Source organism: Amycolatopsis sp. NPDC098790 (assembly GCF_044759945.1).
GTDB lineage: Bacteria > Actinomycetota > Actinomycetes > Mycobacteriales > Pseudonocardiaceae > Amycolatopsis.
Window position 1 is genome coordinate 476,048 of record NZ_JBIWAI010000007.1, and the last position, 20,005, is coordinate 496,052.

The 20,005-nt window shown below is 70.6% G+C and carries 24 protein-coding genes; 9 read left to right on the plus strand and 15 right to left on the minus strand.

The window, feature by feature from the left end:
• Positions 1-95 precede the first annotated feature (95 nt).
• Both ACIQWX_RS43045 and ACIQWX_RS43050 read left to right on the plus strand, forming a co-directional pair.
• Positions 96-863, plus strand: a complete 768-nt coding sequence (locus ACIQWX_RS43045; RefSeq protein ID WP_400884153.1) for a GntR family transcriptional regulator — start codon at positions 96-98, stop codon at positions 861-863.
• Positions 864-873: 10 nt separating this feature from the next.
• On the plus strand, positions 874-1,536 hold the full coding sequence (locus ACIQWX_RS43050; RefSeq protein ID WP_400884155.1) for a YdcF family protein: 663 nt from the start codon (positions 874-876) through the stop codon (positions 1,534-1,536).
• Position 1,537: 1 nt separating this feature from the next.
• Here the strand turns inward: ACIQWX_RS43050 and ACIQWX_RS43055 are convergent, their stop codons facing one another.
• From ACIQWX_RS43055 to ACIQWX_RS43085, 7 genes are all read right to left on the minus strand, one after another.
• Positions 1,538-2,383: a LysR family transcriptional regulator gene (locus tag ACIQWX_RS43055; protein ID WP_400884352.1), complete on the minus strand. Its 846-nt coding sequence runs from the start codon at positions 2,381-2,383 to the stop codon at positions 1,538-1,540.
• A 1-nt stretch (position 2,384) separates the two neighbouring features.
• A complete protein-coding gene (locus ACIQWX_RS43060) occupies positions 2,385-2,765 on the minus strand; it encodes a DUF427 domain-containing protein (protein WP_400884156.1) in 381 nt (126 codons plus the stop codon).
• 62 nt (positions 2,766-2,827) lie between these two features.
• Positions 2,828-3,592 carry an HAD family acid phosphatase gene (locus ACIQWX_RS43065; protein WP_400884158.1) on the minus strand — a complete coding sequence of 255 codons (765 nt, stop codon included), beginning with the start codon at positions 3,590-3,592 and terminating at the stop codon, positions 2,828-2,830.
• A gap of 82 nt (positions 3,593-3,674) precedes the next feature.
• Positions 3,675-4,835, minus strand: a complete 1,161-nt coding sequence (locus ACIQWX_RS43070) for a class I SAM-dependent methyltransferase (protein WP_400884160.1) — start codon at positions 4,833-4,835, stop codon at positions 3,675-3,677.
• 1 nt (position 4,836) lies between these two features.
• Positions 4,837-5,802, minus strand: coding sequence for a class I SAM-dependent methyltransferase (locus tag ACIQWX_RS43075; RefSeq protein WP_354808154.1), 966 nt, complete (start codon positions 5,800-5,802; stop codon positions 4,837-4,839).
• Between the two features lie 4 nt (positions 5,803-5,806).
• A complete protein-coding gene (locus tag ACIQWX_RS43080) occupies positions 5,807-6,586 on the minus strand; it encodes an enoyl-CoA hydratase/isomerase family protein (RefSeq protein WP_400884162.1) in 780 nt (259 codons plus the stop codon).
• Between the two features lie 55 nt (positions 6,587-6,641).
• Positions 6,642-7,463 (minus strand): ABC transporter ATP-binding protein, encoded by an 822-nt coding sequence (locus ACIQWX_RS43085; protein WP_400884164.1) that lies wholly within the window; start codon positions 7,461-7,463, stop codon positions 6,642-6,644.
• 312 nt (positions 7,464-7,775) lie between these two features.
• Between ACIQWX_RS43085 and ACIQWX_RS43090 the strand changes: the two genes are divergently transcribed.
• Complete coding sequence (locus tag ACIQWX_RS43090; RefSeq protein ID WP_400884166.1) at positions 7,776-8,321, plus strand: cysteine dioxygenase; 546 nt, start codon at positions 7,776-7,778, stop codon at positions 8,319-8,321.
• Positions 8,318-8,713: a rhodanese-like domain-containing protein gene (locus ACIQWX_RS43095; protein ID WP_400884167.1), complete on the plus strand. Its 396-nt coding sequence runs from the start codon at positions 8,318-8,320 to the stop codon at positions 8,711-8,713. Before ACIQWX_RS43090 ends, ACIQWX_RS43095 begins: the two co-directional genes overlap by 4 nt.
• Before the next feature lie 142 nt (positions 8,714-8,855).
• Here the strand turns inward: ACIQWX_RS43095 and ACIQWX_RS43100 are convergent, their stop codons facing one another.
• The 4 genes from ACIQWX_RS43100 to ACIQWX_RS43115 all read right to left on the minus strand — a co-directional run bounded on the left by ACIQWX_RS43100 (position 8,856) and on the right by ACIQWX_RS43115 (position 11,648).
• On the minus strand, positions 8,856-9,842 hold the full coding sequence (locus tag ACIQWX_RS43100; RefSeq protein WP_400884168.1) for an LLM class F420-dependent oxidoreductase: 987 nt from the start codon (positions 9,840-9,842) through the stop codon (positions 8,856-8,858).
• 63 nt (positions 9,843-9,905) lie between these two features.
• A complete protein-coding gene (locus ACIQWX_RS43105) occupies positions 9,906-10,448 on the minus strand; it encodes a putative T7SS-secreted protein (protein ID WP_400884170.1) in 543 nt (180 codons plus the stop codon).
• An 11-nt stretch (positions 10,449-10,459) separates the two neighbouring features.
• Complete coding sequence (locus ACIQWX_RS43110; RefSeq protein ID WP_400884171.1) at positions 10,460-10,771, minus strand: hypothetical protein; 312 nt, start codon at positions 10,769-10,771, stop codon at positions 10,460-10,462.
• A 19-nt stretch (positions 10,772-10,790) separates the two neighbouring features.
• Positions 10,791-11,648, minus strand: coding sequence for a hypothetical protein (locus ACIQWX_RS43115; RefSeq protein ID WP_400884172.1), 858 nt, complete (start codon positions 11,646-11,648; stop codon positions 10,791-10,793).
• Between the two features lie 308 nt (positions 11,649-11,956).
• On the opposite strand from ACIQWX_RS43115, the gene ACIQWX_RS43120 reads away from it, so the two are divergent.
• The gene (locus ACIQWX_RS43120; protein ID WP_400884174.1) at positions 11,957-12,139 is read left to right on the plus strand and encodes a hypothetical protein; all 183 of its coding nucleotides are present in this window, start codon (positions 11,957-11,959) and stop codon (positions 12,137-12,139) included.
• Positions 12,140-12,174: 35 nt separating this feature from the next.
• Here the strand turns inward: ACIQWX_RS43120 and glgP are convergent, their stop codons facing one another.
• On the minus strand, positions 12,175-14,703 hold the full coding sequence (glgP, locus tag ACIQWX_RS43125) for an alpha-glucan family phosphorylase (protein WP_400884176.1): 2,529 nt from the start codon (positions 14,701-14,703) through the stop codon (positions 12,175-12,177).
• A 130-nt stretch (positions 14,704-14,833) separates the two neighbouring features.
• Here glgP and ACIQWX_RS43130 point away from each other — a divergent pair, with 130 nt between their 5' ends.
• Together ACIQWX_RS43130 and ACIQWX_RS43135 are read left to right on the plus strand one after the other, a co-directional pair.
• Positions 14,834-16,267, plus strand: a complete 1,434-nt coding sequence (locus tag ACIQWX_RS43130) for a neutral zinc metallopeptidase (protein WP_400884354.1) — start codon at positions 14,834-14,836, stop codon at positions 16,265-16,267.
• Between the two features lie 18 nt (positions 16,268-16,285).
• Positions 16,286-16,927, plus strand: a complete 642-nt coding sequence (locus ACIQWX_RS43135) for a class I SAM-dependent methyltransferase (protein ID WP_400884178.1) — start codon at positions 16,286-16,288, stop codon at positions 16,925-16,927.
• A gap of 44 nt (positions 16,928-16,971) precedes the next feature.
• Here ACIQWX_RS43135 and ACIQWX_RS43140 read toward each other — a convergent pair whose 3' ends face one another.
• Positions 16,972-17,946, minus strand: a complete 975-nt coding sequence (locus ACIQWX_RS43140; RefSeq protein WP_400884180.1) for a tetratricopeptide repeat protein — start codon at positions 17,944-17,946, stop codon at positions 16,972-16,974.
• Between the two features lie 94 nt (positions 17,947-18,040).
• Here ACIQWX_RS43140 and ACIQWX_RS43145 point away from each other — a divergent pair, with 94 nt between their 5' ends.
• Positions 18,041-18,448 (plus strand): hypothetical protein, encoded by a 408-nt coding sequence (locus ACIQWX_RS43145; RefSeq protein ID WP_400884182.1) that lies wholly within the window; start codon positions 18,041-18,043, stop codon positions 18,446-18,448.
• A 43-nt stretch (positions 18,449-18,491) separates the two neighbouring features.
• Here ACIQWX_RS43145 and ACIQWX_RS43150 read toward each other — a convergent pair whose 3' ends face one another.
• Complete coding sequence (locus ACIQWX_RS43150; protein ID WP_400884184.1) at positions 18,492-18,797, minus strand: MTH1187 family thiamine-binding protein; 306 nt, start codon at positions 18,795-18,797, stop codon at positions 18,492-18,494.
• Between the two features lie 78 nt (positions 18,798-18,875).
• On the opposite strand from ACIQWX_RS43150, the gene ACIQWX_RS43155 reads away from it, so the two are divergent.
• The gene (locus tag ACIQWX_RS43155) at positions 18,876-19,376 is read left to right on the plus strand and encodes a MarR family winged helix-turn-helix transcriptional regulator (RefSeq protein ID WP_400884185.1); all 501 of its coding nucleotides are present in this window, start codon (positions 18,876-18,878) and stop codon (positions 19,374-19,376) included.
• A 45-nt stretch (positions 19,377-19,421) separates the two neighbouring features.
• On the opposite strand, the gene ACIQWX_RS43160 is transcribed toward ACIQWX_RS43155, so the two are convergent.
• Positions 19,422-19,787, minus strand: coding sequence for a DUF3817 domain-containing protein (locus ACIQWX_RS43160; protein WP_323337431.1), 366 nt, complete (start codon positions 19,785-19,787; stop codon positions 19,422-19,424).
• Positions 19,788-20,005 lie beyond the last annotated feature (218 nt).

Here is a 20,005-nt window from a genome sequence, read left to right on the forward strand (position 1 = left end):
GCTCGGTCAATAGAAGTAGCTCTAACGTGCCAGACGGACCGCCTCAGGTCGCTAGAGATAGCGTTATTCGCGTCGGCGGGTGAAGGAGAAGGCGTGTGAGCATCGGCTACCGCGAACTGGCAGGCACCCTGCGAGATGCCATCCAGCGCGGTGACTACGCGCCGGACACGACCTTGCCCAAGCAACACGAGCTGGCCACCGAGTTCGGCGTGAACGTCAACACCGTCCGGAAGGCGATCGGCGTCCTCGAGGCCGAGGGACTGGTCACCCCGGTCCGCAGGCGCGGCACCGTCGTCCGCGCGCGGCCACCGCTGAAGCGGCTGGGCACGGAGCGGTACGCCAAAAGCAAGTGGAAGTACGGCGACGTCGTCGCCTTCGCCGCCGATCGTGAAGTTTCCGGCCGAGACTGGAAGCCGACAGACCAAACTCAGACAGTCACCAGGGTCGAAGCCGACCCGGAGGTCGCAGAGGCGCTCGGCGTGGCGGTGGGCTCGCCGGTGTACGAGCGTGCTCGGCTGGTGACGGATGCCGGTCAGCCGACCCACACGCTGAGCAGCTACTACCGGCCCGCCGATGTCGAAGGCACTCGCCTCCTCGATCCGGCGCCCGGCCCTGCCGGTCGCGGCGGCGGGTTCCTGATCCTCACCCTTCAAGGGCTCGAGCCCGACACCATGACCGAGACCGTTCACGCGCGCATGCCCACCCCCGATGAAGCCGACCAGCTCCGCCTCCCGGCCGGAGAACCGGTCGTGGTCCTGCACCGACGTACCTTGACCAGCGACGGACGTGTCGTCGAGTTCGCCCGTGGAGTGCACGCCGCCGGCAAGTTCTCGTGGACGTACACCTTCAAAATCCCCGACTGACGGAGAGTGGATGCCCGCGCGCACCGCGTCCCTGCCCGACTCGCTTCGCGCGGACGTCGAAACGCTCTGGGACTACCACGACCTGCACCACGAACCGCGGCCCGCGGACGTGGGTATCGGCCTCGGGAGTCACGACCTCGGAGTTGCCACCTGCGCGGTCGAGCTCTTCGAAAACGGCTTGGTCCCCCTCGTCGTGTTCACCGGCGCGAACGCCCCGACGACGATCGACCGGTTCCCTCGCGGCGAAGCCGTGCACTACCGCGAACACGCCATCGAAGCGGGCGTGCCGCCGGACGCGATCCTCGTCGAACCCCACGCGCGGAACACCGGCGAGAACATCACTTTCACGCGGAAAGTACTTGCCGAGCACGACATCGAGGTCGGCTCGATCGTCCTGATCTCAAGGCCGTACCAACAAAGGCGCGCCTACGCGACCTGCCGGAAGCTCTGGCCGGAGGTCACCGTCACCTGTGCGTCGCTCGCTTTGCCGCTCGACGAGTACGTCTTGGCGATCGGGGACGCCGACCGCGTCATCACCATGCTCGTCGGCGACACCCAGCGGATCGACGTCTACGCCGAAAAGGGGTTCGCGATCCCGCAGGAGATGCCGGAACGGGTGCGCGAAGCGTACGACCGGCTGGTATCGGCGGGATACACGGCGCGGCTCATTTGATTCACCAGCGGGCGGCGTCCGCGAGCAGTGCGTCCCGTACTGCCGCGGGCCCCGCCCGGCAGGGCTCCGCTCGGGTCACCACGAACAGCGTGTTGATCGGTGGCTCCTCCGGTTCGAGCAACGCCACCAGCGAACCCGCGGCCAGCTCCGCCGCGCACAAGTACCGCGGCAGCACGCTCACCCCGAACCCGGCCAGCACGCTCGCCAACACCCCACGCAGATCCGGGACGACGACCGCGGGCCCGGGCGGTGGCCGCACGCCCAGCACCGATCGCCAATAGCGGCGGATGATCGGCAGGTCCTCCGCGTAAGCCACCAACGGCGCCGAACGGGGGTCGCCGGTGAAACCGCGCGGCCCCACCAACACGAACTCCTCGTCCGTCAGCGGGGTTGCCGTCAGGCCTCGGCCGCGGGGGCGGATCGTCGAGACCACCAAGTCGAACCGGCGCTGCGAAAGGCCCGCCAGCAGGTCCTCGGCCAGGCCGAACGTCACCCGCAACCGCAACCCCGCCGAGACCAGGCCCGACAACGCCGGCAGCACCCGCACCGTCGTCAGCTCGGCCGGCCCCGCCAAGTGCACCGGTGTCGCGAACGGGTCGGCCGGGCCCAGCGAAACCGCGGAAAGCGCGTCCACGTGCGGGGCGATGCGGGCGGCCAGCTCGTCGGCCGCCGAGGTCGGGGTCACGCCCCTCGCCCGGCGGACGAACAGCTGCTGCCCGAGCTCCTCCTCCAGGGCCCTGACCTGCGCGGTCACCGTCGGCTGGGACAGTCCCAGCGACGGCGCCGCGCCCGTCAGCGAACCCGCCCGGTGGACGGCCAGGAACGTTCGCAGCAGGTCGAGGTCCAGCTCAGTCCTCGACCAGCTCGATCGAGTCCACGACGTTCGGGTAGAACGCGACGTGGTCCTTGATCGGCGCGACCGCGTCGTACGGCTTCTCGTACGTCCAGACCGCGTTCTCGCCCTTCACCTCGCCCGCGTTGAGCGAGTAGTAGCTCGCTTCGCCCTTGTACGGGCAGTACGTCTCGTGGTCGGTCCGCTCCAGCACCGCCGAATCGACGTCGGCCAGCGGGATGTACTGGACCGCCGGGTACGTGGATTCCTGCAGCGTGAACGCGTTGCGGCTGTCCGCGATGACGCGCCCGCCCGCCTTGACCACCACGCGCGCCTTGGTCGGCTCGACGGTGATCGGGTGGTCCGGGCCCGGGACCAGCACCTTCTTCTCCGGCATGTCAGCTCCTCGAGAGAATCGTGTACCAGGAGCAGCACCCCGGGCCCGGCCGTTATTCCGGCTCAGGGCAGGTAGTACATCGGGTTCGGCAGCTTGACCGGGCGCAGCGCGTGGCCGCCCTCGAGGTCGCTGAACTGGTCACCGACGTTGAGGACGATCTTCGCGCCGGTCGCCTCGATGTGGGCCCGCGTGCCCGACTTGTACTGGACGGTGTTGCACGTCAGTCCGCACGGCAGGTAGTCCGGCGCGGTCACCTTCGGCTTGAAGAACGCGCCCGCCGGCGCCGGGTAGCCCTCGTTGGCCAGGTTCTTCAGCGACTGCGGGCCCTGCAGCTCGTTGCGGCCGGTCAGGAAGTACAGCTTGACGCCGTGCTGCACGGCCCAGTTGGCCAGCTCCAGCACCGGCTTGTTGGCGACGAACGTGCCGTTGTCGATCGCCTGCTGCTGCTTGACCAGGTCGAACCCGAAGTCGTTGTCGGCCTCCCAGCCGTAGGTGATCTCGGAGGTGTCGTCGACGTCGAGCACGATCGCCGGGTTCTTGACGCGGCCCAGCTGCTGCTGCAGGTAGTGCTTGGCGTCGGAGACGACGCGGTTGCTGTCCTTCGCGAACCGGCTGGTCTCGGAGTAGTGGTGCTTGCCCGCGGCGTCGAGGTAGTCGCCGTAGTAGGCCTTGACGTCGGTCTTGACCTGGCCGATGTTGGCCGGCTCCTTCGAGCGGGCGGCGGTCGCGTCGTCCGACCCGGCGAGCGCGGTCGCCCCCGAGGCGACGGTGGCGCCGATGGCCGCGGCGGCGGCGAGCTTGACGAGACTTGACCATTTTCCGGACACGGCGAACCCTCCAGTGGAACTTTGACGACCCGGGGAACCTACGTCACGTTCACCGGGAGTTCCACCCCTCGAAAGTTTCCGTTCACCTTTCGGCGCGGCAGAGGAACGCCACCGGTGACCGCCCGATCCGCGTCAGCACCACCGAAGCTTCGGCGCCACCACGGGGTTTCAGCCGCCGCCGCAACGCGTCCGGGTCGACGTCGAGACCGCGCACGAGGATTTCCAGCCGTCCGACGTCGTGCTTCTTGAGGACGGCCTTCAGCGCCTTCTCGGTGTACGGCCCGTGTTCGAGGACGCGGAACGCCCGCACCCCCGGCGGCGGGGTGTCACCGGTCAGGTACGCGATGCGTTCGTCCAGCTGCCACAACCCGTGCCGCGCCGCGTAGTGGCGGACCAGGCCGGCCCGGACGACGGCGCCGTCGGGGTCGACGATCCACTCCCCCGGTTCCCTGGTGGGCAGTTCGTCCGGTTCGTCGTCGGTGACCGTCCACTGTGTCCCGTCCGAACGCAGCACGGTCGCCCGCCGCGTGACGCCGTCGCCGAGACCGCGCCAGAGGCAGGATTCGCGAACCTGGCCGTCCAGGGACACCAGTTCGACCTCGTCCGCCCACGGCGTGAGCGCGAAGTCGAGACCGGGCGCGCACTTCACCGACAGCGCGCGCCCCGGGTAGGCCTCGACCAGGCCGTCCAGGGGTGGCGCGAAGTCGGCGGGTTTCCAGGCCCGCCTTCCGGCGGAATCCCGCCGGGCCGGATCCGCGACGACGACCGCGGCGCGGCTGACCGGACGCAGCGCGTCGGCGCGGACGAGTCCGAACGCGACACCGGCCGCGGTTCCGTTGTGCCGCGCCATTTCCAGCCGCACGGAGTCCAGATCGGACCCGAGCGCGCGCCGCGCCACCCGCGCGATTTCGACGAGGTCGGCGCCCACGGAACACGTGACGTCGTGGACGTCGAGACCCGCCAGCCGGGCCGCTCGGTGGCGCGCGACCGGCGTGGCGCTCGCCTGCTGAAGCGCGTCCGAAGTGAACAGCCAGCCATCGGCGTCTACTTTGGACACGGCTTTCCGGCGCAGCAGCACGGTTTCCAGCACCGCGGCCGCGTGCTCCTCGCCGACCAGACGACGGACGGCCGCGACAGAAGCGATCCGGTCGGCCAGCGGCAGCGAAGAAACCTCGGCGAGCGCCGCCACACCCGCGTCGGAGCGCAGGTAGGCGACGTCGCCGAGGCTGAACGGGTAACCCAACTCAGGACGGCCGCTTGGTCCCGGTGATCATCACGTTGTAGAACAGCTCGCGCGGCAGGATCTTCGACAGCACCTTCTTGTCCACAGCGGACAGCCGCAGCCACAGGTGGTAGGCGAACAGGCGCCAGCGCACGGTCAGCTTCTCCTGCGGCACGGCGGCTTCGAACGTCCGGATCGGCCAGCCGGCCAGTGCCGCGGCGAACTCCTCGGTGACCGCGTGGACGTCCTGCGCGCCGGCGCCGCGAGCCCACGACTCCAGCTCCGACGGGTCGAACGTGTGGATGTCGACCACGGCCTCCAAGGCCGCCGCGCGGGACGATTCGTCCAATTCGGACTGCGGGCGGCGCCAGCCGCTCAGCACCGGCAGTTTCGTCACGCGGGTCGTCAGGAACCACGTGAACTGGCCGAGCTTGCGCGCGTAGAAGTCGCCCACCTTGGTCGGCTCGCCCGCGAAGACGAACCGGCCGCCCGGCTTGAGCACGCGCAGCACCTCGCGGAACGCCGCCTGGACGTCCGGGATGTGGTGCAGCACCGCGTGCCCGACGACGAGGTCGAACGTGTTGTCCTCGTACGGGATCCGCTCGGCGTCGGCGACCCGGCCGTCGACGTCGAGGCCGAGCTTTTCCGCGTTGCGCAGCGCGACCTGGACCATGCCGGGCGAGAGGTCGGTGACCGAGCCCTTCTTGGCGACGCCGCCCTGCATCAGGTTCAGCAGGAAGAAGCCGGTGCCGCTGCCCAGCTCCATCGCGTGCTGGTAGGGCTGGCCGTCCTCGCCCGCGACGGCGTTGAACACGTCGGTGGCGTAGGAGATGCAGCGCTCGTCGTACGAGATCGACCACTTCTCGTCGTAGGTGCCGGCTTCCCAGTCGTGGTAGAGCACGTTCGCGAGCTTCGGGTCGGCGTAGGCCGCCTGGACCTCTTCCGCGGTGGCGTGCGGGTTCGGGGCCGGGTCGTTCACGTCGGTCAAGGCGTCATTTCCCTTCGAAAGTGGCCTTGCCGGGCCCGTTTTCGATGAACGACTTCATGCCGTTCTTCTGGTCTTCGGTCGCCCACAGCGCGGCGAACAGGTGCGATTCGAGCTTGAGCGCGTTCGGGAGGTCCACGTCGAGACCGCCGTCGATGGCCGCCTTGGCCGCGCGCAGCGCCACGGCCGGGCCATTGGCGAACTGCGCCGCCCACTTGTGCGCGGCCGCGTAGACGTCGTCGGGCGCGACGACCTGGTCCACGATCCCCAGCCGCAGCGCCTCTTCGGCCTTGACGAACCGTCCGGTGTAGACGATGTCCTTGGTCTTGCTCGGCCCGATCAGCCGCGCCAGGCGCTGGGTGCCGCCCGCGCCGGGGATGACGCCGAGCTGGATCTCCGGCTGGCCGACCTTGACGTTGTCGCCGGCGACGCGCCAGTCCGCGGTCAGCGCCAGTTCGAGGCCGCCGCCGAGGGCGTACCCGGTGATGGCCGCGACGACCGGCTTCGGGATGTTCGCGATGGCCGCGAGGGTGCCGGTGAGGTTCGCGCCGAACTTGGCGATCTCCGGGTAGGTGCGGGTGGCCATCTCCTTGATGTCCGCGCCGCCCGCGAAGGTCTTCTCGCCGCCGTAGAGGATCACCGCGCGGACGTCGTCGCGTTCGGTGGCCTCCTTCGCCAGCTCCGCGAGTTCGGCGGTGACCTGGGCGTTCAGGGCGTTGACCGGCGGCCGGTCCAGCCGGATCGTGCCGACCCCGTCCTTGACCTCGAGGGTTACGAACTCTCCCACGTCACTCCTCCTCGTTGAACGGGTGCCAGCAGGCTACCGGTCGGTAAGCCACACCTTAGCGACGGTGGGCGAAGAAGCGATCGCCGGAGCGCTCCAGCACGAGGTCCTGATCGAACGTCTTCGACAGGTTTTCGCTGGTGATGACGTCGTCGACCAGGCCGGCGACCACGGCGTGGCCGTCGCGCAGGAGCAGCGCGTGGGTGAACCCCGGCGGGATCTCCTCGACGTGGTGGGTGACCAGCACCAGGGCCGGCGCGTCGGGGTCCATCGCCAGGTCGGACAGCCGCGCGACCAGGTCTTCGCGGCCGCCCAGGTCGAGCCCGGCGGCGGGCTCGTCGAGCAGCAGCAGCTCCGGGTCGGTCATCAGCGACCGGGCGATCAGCGCGCGCTTGCGCTCGCCCTCGGACAGCGTGCCGAACGTGCGCTCGGCCAGGTTGCCGATGCCCATCGCTTCGAGCAGCTCGGTCGCGCGGGCGGTGTCGAGGGTGTCGTATTCCTCACGCCAGCGGCCGAGCACCGCGTAGCCGGCGCTGACCACGACGTCCTTGACGAGCTCGTCGCCCGGCACGCGCTGGGCGATCGCCGCCGACGTGAAGCCGATGCGCGGGCGCAGGTCGAAGATGTTGACCCGGCCGATGCGCTCGCCGAGCAGGTCGACCTCGCCGGTCGTCGGGTGCAGCTCGGCCGCGGCGAGGCGCAGCAGGGTGGTCTTGCCCGCGCCGTTCGGGCCGAGCACCACCCAGCGCTCGTCGAGTTCCACGGACCAGTCGAGGCCGGCGAGGAGGTCGTTGGTCCCGCGGCGGACGCCGACACCGGCCATCCGGACCACGAGGTCGTCAAGTTCGCTGGGCTGGATCGGCTCGCTCACGAGGCCCATTCTGTCTGCCGTCGCGCGCGCGTGCGCACCCGCCCGGGTGAGAGGGCGAACCGGCAGGTCGGAGCGCGTCCACGAAGTGGAACGCCGCACACCGGAAGTGCCGCGCGCCACGCCGTTGTGGCAGGATCGCCACCATGTCAGCCGACGTGCACGCCACCCCGGTCACCCGGGGCTCGTTCTGGCGCCGTCGTGCGATCGACCTGCTCCTCGTCGCTTCGGCCGGGTGTACGCGGGCGCGGCTTCGCTGATCCTTCGTGCGGTGCCGCGCTACCTCGCGTCCTGATCTCCCTTCGCGTCCGAGGAGCACCCGCGTTGACCACTTCCCTCGTCCGTCCCGCCGTCGAGATCCACCCGCAGCTGACCGACCCGCTGCTGCCCCAGCTGCTGCACCCCTCGCGGCTGTTGTGGACACCGCGTGAGCTGGCGGACCTCACCGCCACCGTGACCACCGAGCTGACGTCGAGCGTCAAGGACATCCTGCGGTTCGACGAGGACCGCCGCTGGTGGGCCCGGCTGGCGCTGACCGACGGCGTCGAGCTGTGGCTGCTGTCGTGGCTGCCCGGCCAGCACACCAAGCCGCACGACCACGGCGGCGCGTCCGGCTCGTTCACCGTCCTGCAGGGCGAGCTGGGCGAGGAGTACCGCTACCCCGGCGGCCCGATCCGGCGGCGCACGCACGTCGCCGGCGAAGGCATCGGCTTCGGCGCGGGGCGCGCCCACCAGGTGACCGGCATCGGCGACGCGCCCGCGGCGAGCATCCACGCGTACTCGCCGCCGCTGGTCCCGACGCGCGAGTACGAAACGCTCGCCGACGTCCCGGCCGAGATCCCGCCGCTGCCCGCTATCGTCCACGGATGAGCGCCATCGATTCGTTCCTGTCCGCCGCGCGGTCCGGCTTGGACCGGGTGGCGCCTTCGCGGGCCCTCGAGCTGCAGGAGGCGGGTGCGCTGCTCGTCGACATCCGGCCGCATCGGAACCGCGAGGCCGAGGGCGAGATCCCGGGCGCGGTGGTCGTCGAGCGGATCCACCTGGAGTGGCGGCTGGCGCCGGACAGCGAGTGGAAGCTGCCTGGCGTGACGGCTGATTCGACGGTGGTTGTTTTGTGCAACGAGGGTTACTCGTCGAGCTTGGCGGCCGCTGATCTGCAGCGGCTGGGGTTGCCGAACGCGACGGACCTCGAAGGCGGGTTCCGCGCTTGGGCTGCCGCCGGCCTGCCCGTGCAGACCGGCGGCAGTCCCGCGGTGCCGTAAGGGGCCCGGGCAGCCCCCGCCACTCCCAGGGGGGCGTCCCCGGTTCCATCGTATCGGGGGGCACCGACAAAACCCGGGAAAAGCCGTGGCAGGAGCCGGGTTGTCCACATCCGGGCGTGGCTGTGGACAACCTCGCCGGACGTCAGGCCAGCGCGGGCGCGACCTTCTCGGTGAACAGGTCGATGCCGGAGCGGTCGTACGCGGCTTCCGGGAAGTTGAAGATCGCGTAGGACATGCCCAGCTCACCCAGCGCGGCGAGCTTTTCGGTGACCTGCTCGGGCGTGCCGGTGGTGGGGCTGTTCACGAAGACGCCGTGCCACCGCTCCGCCGCGTCCGCCGGCGCGTACTTGTCGAGGTGGGACTTCAGCCAGGCCAGCTTGTCCTGGACGTCCTTCTCCGTCTCCCCGATGACCACGTTGTGGTTGACCGAGCGGACGATCGCGTCGAAGTCGGTCCCGACGTCCTTGCAGTGCTGCGCCAGGATCTCCGACTTGCGGGTGAACGTCTCGGGGTCGCCGGCGAAGTTCGTGTACTTCGCGTACTTCGCGGCGATCTTGAGCGTCTTCTTCTCGCCGCCACCGGCGATCCACAGCGGGATGCCGCCGTCCTGCGGCGGCAGCGGACGCAGGATGGCACCGTCCGTCTTGTAGTGCTTGCCGTCCAGTGTGGACGTTCCCGTCGTCCAGAGGTCGCGCATGATCTGCACGCCCTCGTCGAGCTGGCCGAGCCGCTCGCCGGCGCCCGGGAAGCCGTAGCCGTAGGCCCGCCACTCGTGCTCGTACCAGCCGGCGCCGATGCCCATCTCGACGCGGCCGCCGGAGATCGTGTCGGCGGTGGCGGCGACCTTCGCGAGGTAGGCCGGGTTGCGGTACCCCATGCAGGTGCACATCTGCCCGAGCCGCACGGTCTCCGTCGCGGCGGCGAACGCCGAGATCAGCGACCAGGCCTCGTGCGTGGCCTCCTCGGTCGGGACGGGCACGGTGTGGAAGTGGTCGTAGACCCAGATCGATTCGAAGGGCCCGGCTTCCGCGTGCTTCGCGAGGCCGAGCATGGTCTTCCAGTGGTCCGCGGGATCGATGCCGGCGAGGTCGAGCCGCCAGCCCTGCGGGACGAACATTCCGAAGCGCATGCGTCCAACCTAACGCCGCCGAAGCCCTTGTGCGCAGCGATTTCGGCCTGGAGCAACTCCAGGTCAGGCCGGTCGCCCGAAGTACTCCAGGACGGCGTCGGAGAGGTCCTGCACGTACTGCGGATCTCCGAATCGGGGCACGCGCACCTCCTGGTGTCCGGCAGCCAGCGCCCTGGTCACCGGCCGCGCCTGCGGGCTGACGGGCTCGGGCAACACCGTGCGGATCGCCTCGAACTCCTCCGTTGCCGCCCGCCACGCCGCTTCCAGGCGCCCGGCGGCCTCGACCCGCTGCTGCTCCAGCCGGGCGAGGGCGTCGGACGCGGTCTCGTAGCGCCGCCGCCTTTCCAACTCGGCGAGGATCTCGACGTAGTCGTCGGCGGCTCCGGCCGCCGCTTCGTAAGCCGCCGTGCCCGTCAGGCACTGCTTGACCAGCCGGTCCCGCAGCTCTACGTAGGCGTTGGCCGCCCGGCCGGCCCAGCTTTCGGGCACCACCGACCGCAGGTCGGAAGCCAGTTCGTCGAGCATGGCCGCGATGTCGGCGAGCCGGATCGCCTCGTCCCGCAGCAGCTTGATCGTCCCGATCGACCACGTCTGGTCCGCTGTCATGTCCGCCCCGCTCAGCCTGCCGCACGGAGGCCGCGCGCGATCCGGTCGAGCCGGTCGCGGACGTCGTCCTGGTAATCCACGTAGCGACGGGCGGCCAGCTCGAGCCGTTCACCGAGCCCGTCGGCGTCGCTCAGGAGCACCTCGGCCGCGGCGGACGAAGCCCGTTGCAAGTCCTTCAGCGCCGTTGCCAGCAACACGTCCCCGACGAGTTCCGGCCGCGCCGAATACCGCAAGGCAGCTCGGCCGGCGGACTCGCCCGCCAGCTCGCGGACCCGGCTCGCGGCGGCGCGCAGCAGGATCGGATCGGCTTCGAAGCCGTTCATTGGTCGATGGTCCTTGTCGTCAGCGGACGGTGATCAGCCCGGCGAGCACGGAGGGGGGCAAGGCGAGCGACTCGGCTGTTCCGGTACCTCGCCGGTCGCTCGGGTTGACGAGGATGCCGGCGGGTTCGGGCCGGAGGAGGGCGGTTCCCACCAGTTCGCGTCCTTTGCGGACGATCTCGGCCGGCCACGGGGCTCCCGTGGCCGCGCGGTAGCCGGCCAACCTGGCCGGGGTGTCGAAGACGCAGACCCAGGACCCCCGCGCCCCGAGGGCGACGGTCACCGCGTCGCCGTCCCGGCCGGCGGGCGCGCACCAGGAATGGACCGCGAACGAGCGGAGGAAATGGTCGACCTCGCTCCGTGGAACGCTGAGCGAGGTCGGGCTGCTTTCGCGTGCGTCGGATTCCGCGACCGCCGCGTGCGGTTCGAACCGGCGTTCCGCCCGGCGGAGTTCATCCGGGTCGAGCTCCGGCTGGGGACCGCCCAGGCTTTTCTCGAGCAGCCTCTGGAACGGCTCCAGCCGCCGATCGCACGTCCGCGGCGAAGGGCCGTCGGGCAGGCTCGTCAACCGATCGCCTTTGTTGCCGGCGAGCGGGCGGGTACCCGTGTTGTACGCGGTCCGGACGATCGTCTCGAGCTTCGACCGGTTCAACCGGTCGAGGACGGCTTCGAGCCGCAGGAACACGATCGCGGCCACGCGGGACGGCGGGTCGTCATCGGCGATGTGCCAGATTCGTCGCAGGTCCGGGCCCAGATCGCCGTGGAGGTCGAGGCGCCGGACCCCGTCCCCCTTCTGCAGACTCGCGGCGGCGTCGGCGGCACGGCCGACCGCGGCGGTGTGGGGCGCGCCGCCGTTCCCGGGCTGAGCTGTGCCGATCATGGTCCCCCCTGAACCCTCATTGGAGTGAACATCATAAAGGACCGTTTCGCCTTTTGCGCACCGCCTGTTCGATTCCACGGACAGGGCGGGTGAACCGCTCTGTCCTGCGCTTTTGCCAAGTTTTGGACAGTTCCGGGCCAACACCCGGCCGGTTTCGCCGTGACGAGTTTTTCGGTCACGACAAACCGTACGTCCGTTCGATGACGTATTTCTGACCGAAAGCGCTGATCGCGGGCTCGGAATGACGGCCCGTGCTTACCGTAGCTTTCAGGACCCGCGATGAATGCGGCCTGGAACCGGGAGAAACCATGGAGAACACGCTGATCGTCCTCGTCACGGTGCTCGCCTTCCTGGCGGGCGGCCTGACCGCCACGATGGCCACCACGTGGTGGTCCAGGCACCGGCACGACGGGGTGCGCCGCGAACCACCGCGCGTCGATACCGGGTGCCGGCGATCGGGCACCTGCTGTTGCACCGGCGCACACCGGTGAACCACCGGCTGAGGCCGCCCCGGTGCGGGGCGGTGTCAGGCCAGGACGACGCGGGCCAGTTCGGCCGGCGCGGCCAGCAACCCGTGCTTCGGCAGCACCCGCACGGTGTACCCGATCGACCCCGGCCGCGGCAGCTTCAGCCGGGCCGCGAACGCGCCGATGCCGTCCGCCGTCATCGGGACCGTCACCGCGTCGCGCAGCTCGTCGTCGTCGCCGACCCGGCCGACCACCGCCTGGATGTCCACTTCGGACGCATCGAGGCCGGCCAGGTCGATGCGGGCCCGGATCGTCACCTCGGTGCCGACCACCAGGGGCTCGGCCGCCTCGATCAGCAGTTCCGAGTCGAAGATGCGCAGCCGGGGCCAGGACACCTCCAGCTTGGTGCGGTAGTCCGCCAGCGACAGCGCGCCGCGGTAACCGTCGCCCGTTGCGGCCGCCACCATGCGGGACGCCGGCAGGTAGCCGTTGTCCACGTACTCGCGGACCATCCGGGACGCCTGGACCCGCGGGCCGAGCGTTTCTAGGGTGTGCCACACCATCGACAGCCAGCCGGTCGGGACGCCGCCGTCTGAGCGGTCGTAGAACAGCGGCGCGATCTGCTGGCCGAGCAGCTCGTACAGCGCCGCCGCCTCGAGGTCGTCGCGGCGCAGGGGGTCGGTGACGCCGTCGGCGGTCGGGATCGCCCAGCCGTTGCTGCCGTCGTAGCACTCGTCCCACCAGCCGTCGCGGATCGACAGGTTGAGCCCGCCGTTCAGCGCCGACTTCATCCCGGACGTCCCGCACGCCTCCAGGGGCCGCACCGGGTTGTTCAGCCAGACGTCGCAGCCGCGGTAGAGGTACCGCGCCATCGACATGTCGTAGTCCGGCAGGAAGACGATCCGGTGCCGGACGTCCGCGCCGTCGACGAACCGGACGATCTGCTGGATGAGCTGCTTGCCGTTCTCGTCGGCCGGGTGCGACTTGCCCGCGACGACCACCTGGATCGGGCGGTCCTCGTGCAGCAGCAGCGTGCGCAGCCGCTCGGGGTCGCGCAGCATCAGCGTCAGCCGCTTGTACGTCGGGACGCGGCGGGCGAACCCGACCGTCAGGACGTCCGGGTCGAACACCGAGTCCACCCAGCCCAGCTCCAGCGGGGACGCGCCGCGCTGCAGCCACGCCGCCCGCACCCGGCGCCGGACCTCGTGGACCAGCTTCTCGCGCAGGTCACGCCGCAGGCCCCACAGCTGCGCGTCGGAGACGCCGTCGCGCAGCGGGCCCTCACCGACGTCGAGGCCCCACTCGCGGCCGAGCAGCGTGCTCAGCTCGCGCGCCACCCACGTCGGCCCGTGGACGCCGTTGGTCACCGACGAGATCGGCACCTCGTCGTGGTCGAACCCGGGCCACAGCCGCGAGAACATCTTGCGCGTGACGCGCCCGTGCAGCTGCGAGACGCCGTTCGCGCGCTGCGCCAGCCGCAGGCCCATGTGCGCCATGTTGAACAGCCCGGGGTTGTCCTCGGCGCCGAGCGCGAGCACGCGGCGCGGGTCGATGTCCGGGACGAGCCTGCCGTCGGCGAAGTAGCGCTGGACCAGGTCGACCGGGAACCGGTCGATGCCCGCGCTCACCGGGGTGTGCGTGGTGAACAGCGTCCCGGCGCGGACGGCGGGCATGGCCTCGTCGAACGCGAGCCCGTCGGCCTGGACGATCTCGCGGGCGCGTTCCAGCCCCAGGAAGCCCGCGTGTCCCTCGTTCGTGTGGAACACCATGGGCTGCGGGTGGCCGGTGATCTCGCAGTACTTGCGGACCGCGCGGAACCCGCCGATGCCGGCCAGGATCTCCTGCCGCAGCCGGTGGTCGGCGTCGCCGCCGTAGAGCCGGTCGGTGACGCCGCGCAGGTCCTCGTCGTTGGCCTCGGTGTCGGTGTCGAGCAGCAGCAGCGGCACCCGGCCGACGCGGGCCTGCCAGATCTGCGCGCACAGCTCGCGCCCGCCCGGCATGGCGACGCCGATCAGCACCGGCCGCCCGCCCGCAGTAAGCAGCTCCAGGGGGAACGCGTTCGGGTCGATCACCGGGTAGTGCTCGACCTGCCAGCCGTCCAGCGACAGCGACTGCCGGAAGTAGCCGTTGCGGTAGAGCAGCCCGACGCCGACCATCGGCACGCCCAGGTCGGACGCGGCCTTGAGGTGGTCGCCGGCCAGCACGCCGAGGCCGCCGGAGTAGTTCGGCAGGGCTTCGGTGACGCCGAACTCCATCGAGAAGTAGGCCACCGCCGGCGGCAGCTCCGCGTCGTCGCGCTGCTGGTACCAGCGCGGCTCGGACAGGTAGTTCTCCAGGTCCGCGGCCGCTTCCCGGGCCCGCGCGAGGAAGTCGTCGTCGACGGCCAGCTCGTCGAGCCGGTCCGGCGGCAGCGCGGTCAGCATCCGCAGCGGGTCGCGCACGGCGTTGAACAGCTCGGCGTCCATCGACGCGAACAGGTCGCGGGTCGGCGGGTGCCAGGTCCAGCGCAGGTTGGTGGCCAGCGCGCCGAGACCGGACAGGGACTCCGGGAGGCTGGCGCGAACGGTGAACCGGCGGACTGCACGCATGGGAAGCGACGATATCGGGCCGGGGCTCCGCCTGCGCAGGGAGTAGTTCGGGGATAACGTGCACGCCCGGCGTATGCCCTGGGTATGGTCCTGCCCGTCGGGTACCGGGGCACGAGAGCGAGTGACGAAGATGATCCCAGGGGGAGGACGGCGCGCGCTGGTCGCGTTGCTGGCCGTCGCGGCGGTGGCCGTCAGCGGGTGCAACGACAAGGGCGGCGCGAACGGCGACCCGAGCAAGGACACCGGTGCGGGATCGGTCGCCGGGCTGCCGGTGACCCACTTCGAGAGCGGCCTCAAGCCGGACGCGCCGACGCCGGGCATCGACGTCAAGAACGCCGACGGCGGTGAAGACGACAAGCTCGCCACCGCCGCGATCGACGACGTCCAGACGTACTGGAACGAGCACCTGCCCGCCGACTTCGGCCAGCAGTTCGAGCCGGTGAAGTCGCTGCTGTCCTACGACTCGCAGACCGACACCGAGAAGACCGGCTGCGGCAGCGTGAAGAAGCTCGTGAATGCGTTCTACTGCTCGGTCGACGACTCGGTCGCGTGGGACCGCGGCGTGCTGCTGCCGATGCTGCGCCAGCGGTTCGGGCCGATGTCCGTGGTCGTCGTGCTGGCGCACGAGTTCGGCCACGCCGTCCAGTACCGGCTCGGCGACAAGGCCAACATGACCAAGAGCACCCCGACCGTGGTGAAGGAGCAGCAGGCCGACTGCTTCGCCGGCGGGTACTTCCGGTGGGTCGCCGAGAACAAGAGCAAGTACTACCAGGTGTCGACGTCCGAGGGCCTGAACCAGGTCATGGCGGCGATGTTCCTGATCCGGGACCAGGCGGGCACCAGCGGCGCCGACCGCGGCGCGCACGGCACGGCGTTCGACCGCACCTTCGCGTTCCAGACCGGGTTCGAGAAGGGCCCCAAGGAGTGCGCGGCGATGAACACCGAGAACGTCAAGGCCCGGCTGACCGAGCGCCCGTTCGACGCCGGCGACAAGGGCAAGGGCGATGCGAAGTTCAACGACCAGGCCGTCGAGCTGCTGAAGAAGAGCCTCGACGAGGCGTTCAAGGGCGCCGGGGTGGCCGCGCCGGAGATCAGCGACGGCGGCAGCTGCCAGACCACGCCGCCGGCGTCGTACTGCCCGGACGACAACACGGTGGCCATCGATCTTTCGAAGCTCTCGCAGCTGGCGCAGCCGATCGACCGCGAGGCCGAGATGAAGGGCGAGGACCCGGGCGGCATGGGCGACTTCGCCGCGTTCTCGGAGGTCGCTTCGCGGTACGCGCTGGGCATCCAGAAGGGCGTCGGCGCGTCGATCGACAACGCGAACGCGGGCCTGCGGACGGCGTGCCTGGTCGGCGCGTGGGCGGCGTTCACGAACCGGCCCGGCGACCTGCGGCTCTCGGCGGGCGACCTCGACGAGGCCATCGCGGACCTGCTGCAGCCGGAGAGCCTGATCTCGGCGGACGTCAACGGGAAGCGCCCGGACAGCGGTTTCGACCGCGTCGAGTCCCTGCGGCGCGGCTACCTCGAAGGCTCGTCGGTCTGCTCCAAGCAGTACGCCTGAGGGGGGGTGACGTCGCCCATGGCCGACAAGTGGCTGTCGGACACCCGCTCCTCGTACGACACCGACGCCCCCGGCTACCTCGAGAAGGTGCGCGGGCTGCTCGATGGGCGGCCCTACCTGCGCGCGAGCCTGGCGTTGTTCGCCGAGTCGGTGCACGGCGCCGGCGGCGGGCCGGTCGCCGACGTCGGCTGCGGGCCGGGCTACGTCACCGGCCACCTCCACGAGCTCGGCGTGGACGCGTTCGGCATCGACCTCTCGCCCGAGATGATCGCCCTCGCGCGGCGCGACCACCCCGGCCTGCGGTTCGAGGTCGGGTCGATGACCGACCTCGACCTGGCCGACGGTTCGGTCGCCGGCGTGCTCGCGTTCTGGTCCGTCATCCACGTGCCCGACCACGCCGTGCCCGGCGTCTTCGAGCAGTTCCGCCGGGTGTTGCGGCCGGGCGGCCCGCTGCTGGTCGGCTTTCACGTCGGTGACGGGACAGAGCACACGTCCGAGGGCTACACGGGTCGCCCGGTCGACGTGGACAGTCACCACCGCCCGCCGGGCAGGATCGCGGGCTGGCTGCGTGACGCGGGGTTCACGATCGAGGCCGAACTGGTCATCGGGCCGGACGAGGACGTCCCGGGAGCCGTCGTCTTCGCGCGCAGCCACGCCTGAGCATGGAAAGGCCCCCACCGCGGTGGGGGCCTTTCCCATGCGGTCTAGAAGAGGGCGCTCGCCAGGTCGCGGCGGGCCTTCATGACGCGGTCGTCGGCCGGGTCGAAGAGGTCGAACAGCGCGACCAGGTGCTCGCGGACCTTGTTGCGGTCGTCACCCGCCGTGCGGCGGACCGCGTCGATCAGGCGCTTGAAGCCCGCCTCGACGTCGTTCGACGCGATCTCCAGGTCGGCCGCGTCGAGCTGGGCCGCCAGGTCGGACGGGTCGGCGTCGGCCTTCGCGCGGGCGTCGGGGTCCGCGTTCTCGGCGCGGGCGGTGAACTTGACCTGGGCCAGCGCGTTCTTCGCCAGCTCGTTGGCCGGCTCGACGTCGAGGATGCGCTCGTAGGCGGCCTGCGCGCCGGCGAAGTCACCGCGTTCGAAGGCCTCTTCCGCCTCGGTGAAGCGCGGGTCTTCGGGCTCCTCGATCGGCCCCGCGCCGCCCGCTTCGGCCTCGGCGATCGCCGGCAGCTTGTCGCGCAGGGCGTCGAGCAGCGCGTTGATCCACTTGCGGATCTCGGGCTCGGGCAGCGCGCCGGAGAAGGCGTCGACCGGCTGGCCGCCGGCGATGGCGACGATCGTCGGGATGGACTGCGCGCCGAACAGCTGCGCGATGCGCGGGTTCGCGTCGACGTCGACCTTCGCGACGACCCACGCGCCACCGGACTCGCCGGCCATCCGCTCCAGCACCGGGGACAGCTGCTTGCACGGGCCGCACCACTCGGCCCACAGGTCGACGACCACCAGCTGGCGCAGGGACCGCTCCACGACCTCGGCCTGGAAGGTGGCCTCGGTGACATCGATCACGGCGCCGCCCGACGCGGGCTTCGGCGGGCCGTCCGCCCCGGGCGGGCCGGCCGACAGGGCCGGCTGCCTCTGCGCCGATTCGGCGCGGGCCTTGAGCGCGGACAGGTCGACCGCGCCGGAGAGGGCGGCGGACAGGGCCGCTGACTTCGCTGCAGATCCGCGTGGCTGTGTCACGCCCTCCATCCTGGCACGCGCGCCGGAGGAGTTTCACCGGGTGCCCCGGCCGGTCCGCTTGGCAGGACGGCGCCGCGTGGGGCAGGCTCGGCCGGTGCACATCCGGCGTGACGTGAAGGTGGGCCTGTCCATCGCGGCCGCCGTCGTCTGGATCGGCGCGGTGACGCTGCTCATCGTCCACGAACCGGACCCGGGCGCGGCCTCGCCCACCGAGCTGCGCGACAAGCTCGCCGCGGCACTCGGCACGCACGACCCGGACGCGTTCGGCGACCTGCTCGACTACCCGGGCTCCGGCGGCGACGACTTCGCCAAGGACTACGTCGCGGTGCTGGCCGACCACGGCGTCCACGACGTCCACGTGGAGCTCGGCCCGGACGCGGCGGCCCCGGCCCGCGCGACGATCACCGGCGAGCTCGGCGACGGCAGGCCGTTCAGCTACCCGCTGACGGTGACGAGCGAAGACGGCCGCTGGACGGTCGCCTTCACCCCGCCACTCCCGTAGCCCCCTCGTGAGTGGGAAACCGGGTTAGAACACTGTTTCTCACTCACGAGCCGTCGCGCAGGTGGGCTTCGACGCGGTCCACCTTGGCCTCGAGCTGGTCGGTGAAGCCGGGGCGGATGTCCGCTTTCAGGACCAGGCCGACGCGGGCCGACCCCTCCCCCGCGGCCTCGACCGCGCGCTTGACGACGTCCATGACCTCGTCCCACTCGCCTTCGATGTTCGTGAACATCGCGTTGGTCGAGTTGGGCAGGCCCGATTCCCGGACCACCTTGACGGCGCGGGCGACGGCCTCGCTCACCCCGCCGTCGGGCTCGCCCCCGGACGGGCTGACGCTGAACGCGACGATCATGTTCGGAAGTCCCTTCTTCGGTGTTCTTTCCGCCGGTCGTGCGACACCCGCCGGTACCCGCTGGTAACTTCGCGTGTCATGAACCGTCCGCTGCCGTTCGACCCGATCGCCCGCGCGGCACAGCTCTGGGAGGCCCGGATCGGGCCCTCCGGCACCATGGCCGCGGTCACCGGCGTGATGCGCGTCCAGCAGATCATCCAGTCCGCGGTGGACGGCGCGCTCAAGCCGCACGGCCTGACCTTCGCCCGGTACGAAGCACTGGTGCTGCTCACCTTCGCCCGCAGCGCCAGCCTGCCGATGCGGGTGATGGGCGAACGGCTCCAGCTGCACCCCACCAGTGTCACCAACATAGTCGACCGGCTGGAGAAGGACGGGCTCGTGAAGCGCGTCCCGCACCCGACCGACCGGCGCACGACGCTCGTCGAGATCACCGACGAAGGCCGCAAGCGCCGCGAGTCCGCGACCGTCGCCGTCAACGACATCGGCTTCGGGCTCACGGGGCTGACCGACCGGCAGACCGAGCAGCTCACCGACCTGCTGACGAAGGTCCGCCGCGCGGCCGGGGACTTCACCGAATAGAAAAAGGCCCGCACGCGGTGTGCGGGCCTTTCTCACATGCCGGGATCAGGCGGCGACGGGTTCCTGCACCTGGAACAGGCCGACACCACCGTGGGACAGCCGCTGCGGGCCGTCGAGCTTGCCGTTGCGCAGCGCCCACTTCTCGAACAGCCACGTGAACAGCGGCGGAATGCTCGCGAGCAGGGCGAGGACCAGCGTCTTCGGGCGCCAGCCGAGCGGCTTCGCCACGGACAGGGAGACGACCACGTAGAGGACGAAGATCACGCCGTGCACCATGCCGATGACGGGCACGCCGCCCTCACCGGAGGAGTGGACGACGTACTTGAGGAACATCCCGACAAGCAGCGCCGCCCAGGAAAGGGCTTCGGCGACTGCGGCCACGCGGAAAACTAGAGCGGCCTTGCTGGACACTTCTTCCTCCTGTGGGGTCTCACCACGTTGGTACTGACACAACAAACGTCCGACGCACCGAGGCTTATTCTGCCGTCGGCCGCCCCATGACATCCGTGTTGAGCAACGGTATGCCTGTGGGGCGGGGCGGCCTAACCAAAATAAGCCTCGCCGTCCAAGACGGACTGCCTGTGGACGTCAACGGCGCTGTCGGACGTGCTGGTACCAGTGTGAGGCGT

Coding starts and splice junctions, on each gene's coding strand:
- ACIQWX_RS43050 (WP_400884155.1), top strand. CDS start 874: ATGCCCGCGCGCACCGCGTCCCTGCCCGACTCGCTTCGCGCGGACGTC.
- ACIQWX_RS43060 (WP_400884156.1), bottom strand. CDS start 2,765: ATGCCGGAGAAGAAGGTGCTGGTCCCGGGCCCGGACCACCCGATCACC.
- ACIQWX_RS43085 (WP_400884164.1), bottom strand. CDS start 7,463: ATGGGCCTCGTGAGCGAGCCGATCCAGCCCAGCGAACTTGACGACCTC.
- ACIQWX_RS43095 (WP_400884167.1), top strand. CDS start 8,318: ATGAGCGCCATCGATTCGTTCCTGTCCGCCGCGCGGTCCGGCTTGGAC.
- ACIQWX_RS43100 (WP_400884168.1), bottom strand. CDS start 9,842: ATGCGCTTCGGAATGTTCGTCCCGCAGGGCTGGCGGCTCGACCTCGCC.
- ACIQWX_RS43105 (WP_400884170.1), bottom strand. CDS start 10,448: ATGACAGCGGACCAGACGTGGTCGATCGGGACGATCAAGCTGCTGCGG.
- ACIQWX_RS43110 (WP_400884171.1), bottom strand. CDS start 10,771: ATGAACGGCTTCGAAGCCGATCCGATCCTGCTGCGCGCCGCCGCGAGC.
- ACIQWX_RS43115 (WP_400884172.1), bottom strand. CDS start 11,648: ATGATCGGCACAGCTCAGCCCGGGAACGGCGGCGCGCCCCACACCGCC.
- ACIQWX_RS43120 (WP_400884174.1), top strand. CDS start 11,957: ATGGAGAACACGCTGATCGTCCTCGTCACGGTGCTCGCCTTCCTGGCG.
- glgP (WP_400884176.1), bottom strand. CDS start 14,703: ATGCGTGCAGTCCGCCGGTTCACCGTTCGCGCCAGCCTCCCGGAGTCC.
- ACIQWX_RS43130 (WP_400884354.1), top strand. CDS start 14,834: ATGATCCCAGGGGGAGGACGGCGCGCGCTGGTCGCGTTGCTGGCCGTC.
- ACIQWX_RS43135 (WP_400884178.1), top strand. CDS start 16,286: ATGGCCGACAAGTGGCTGTCGGACACCCGCTCCTCGTACGACACCGAC.
- ACIQWX_RS43150 (WP_400884184.1), bottom strand. CDS start 18,797: ATGATCGTCGCGTTCAGCGTCAGCCCGTCCGGGGGCGAGCCCGACGGC.
- ACIQWX_RS43155 (WP_400884185.1), top strand. CDS start 18,876: ATGAACCGTCCGCTGCCGTTCGACCCGATCGCCCGCGCGGCACAGCTC.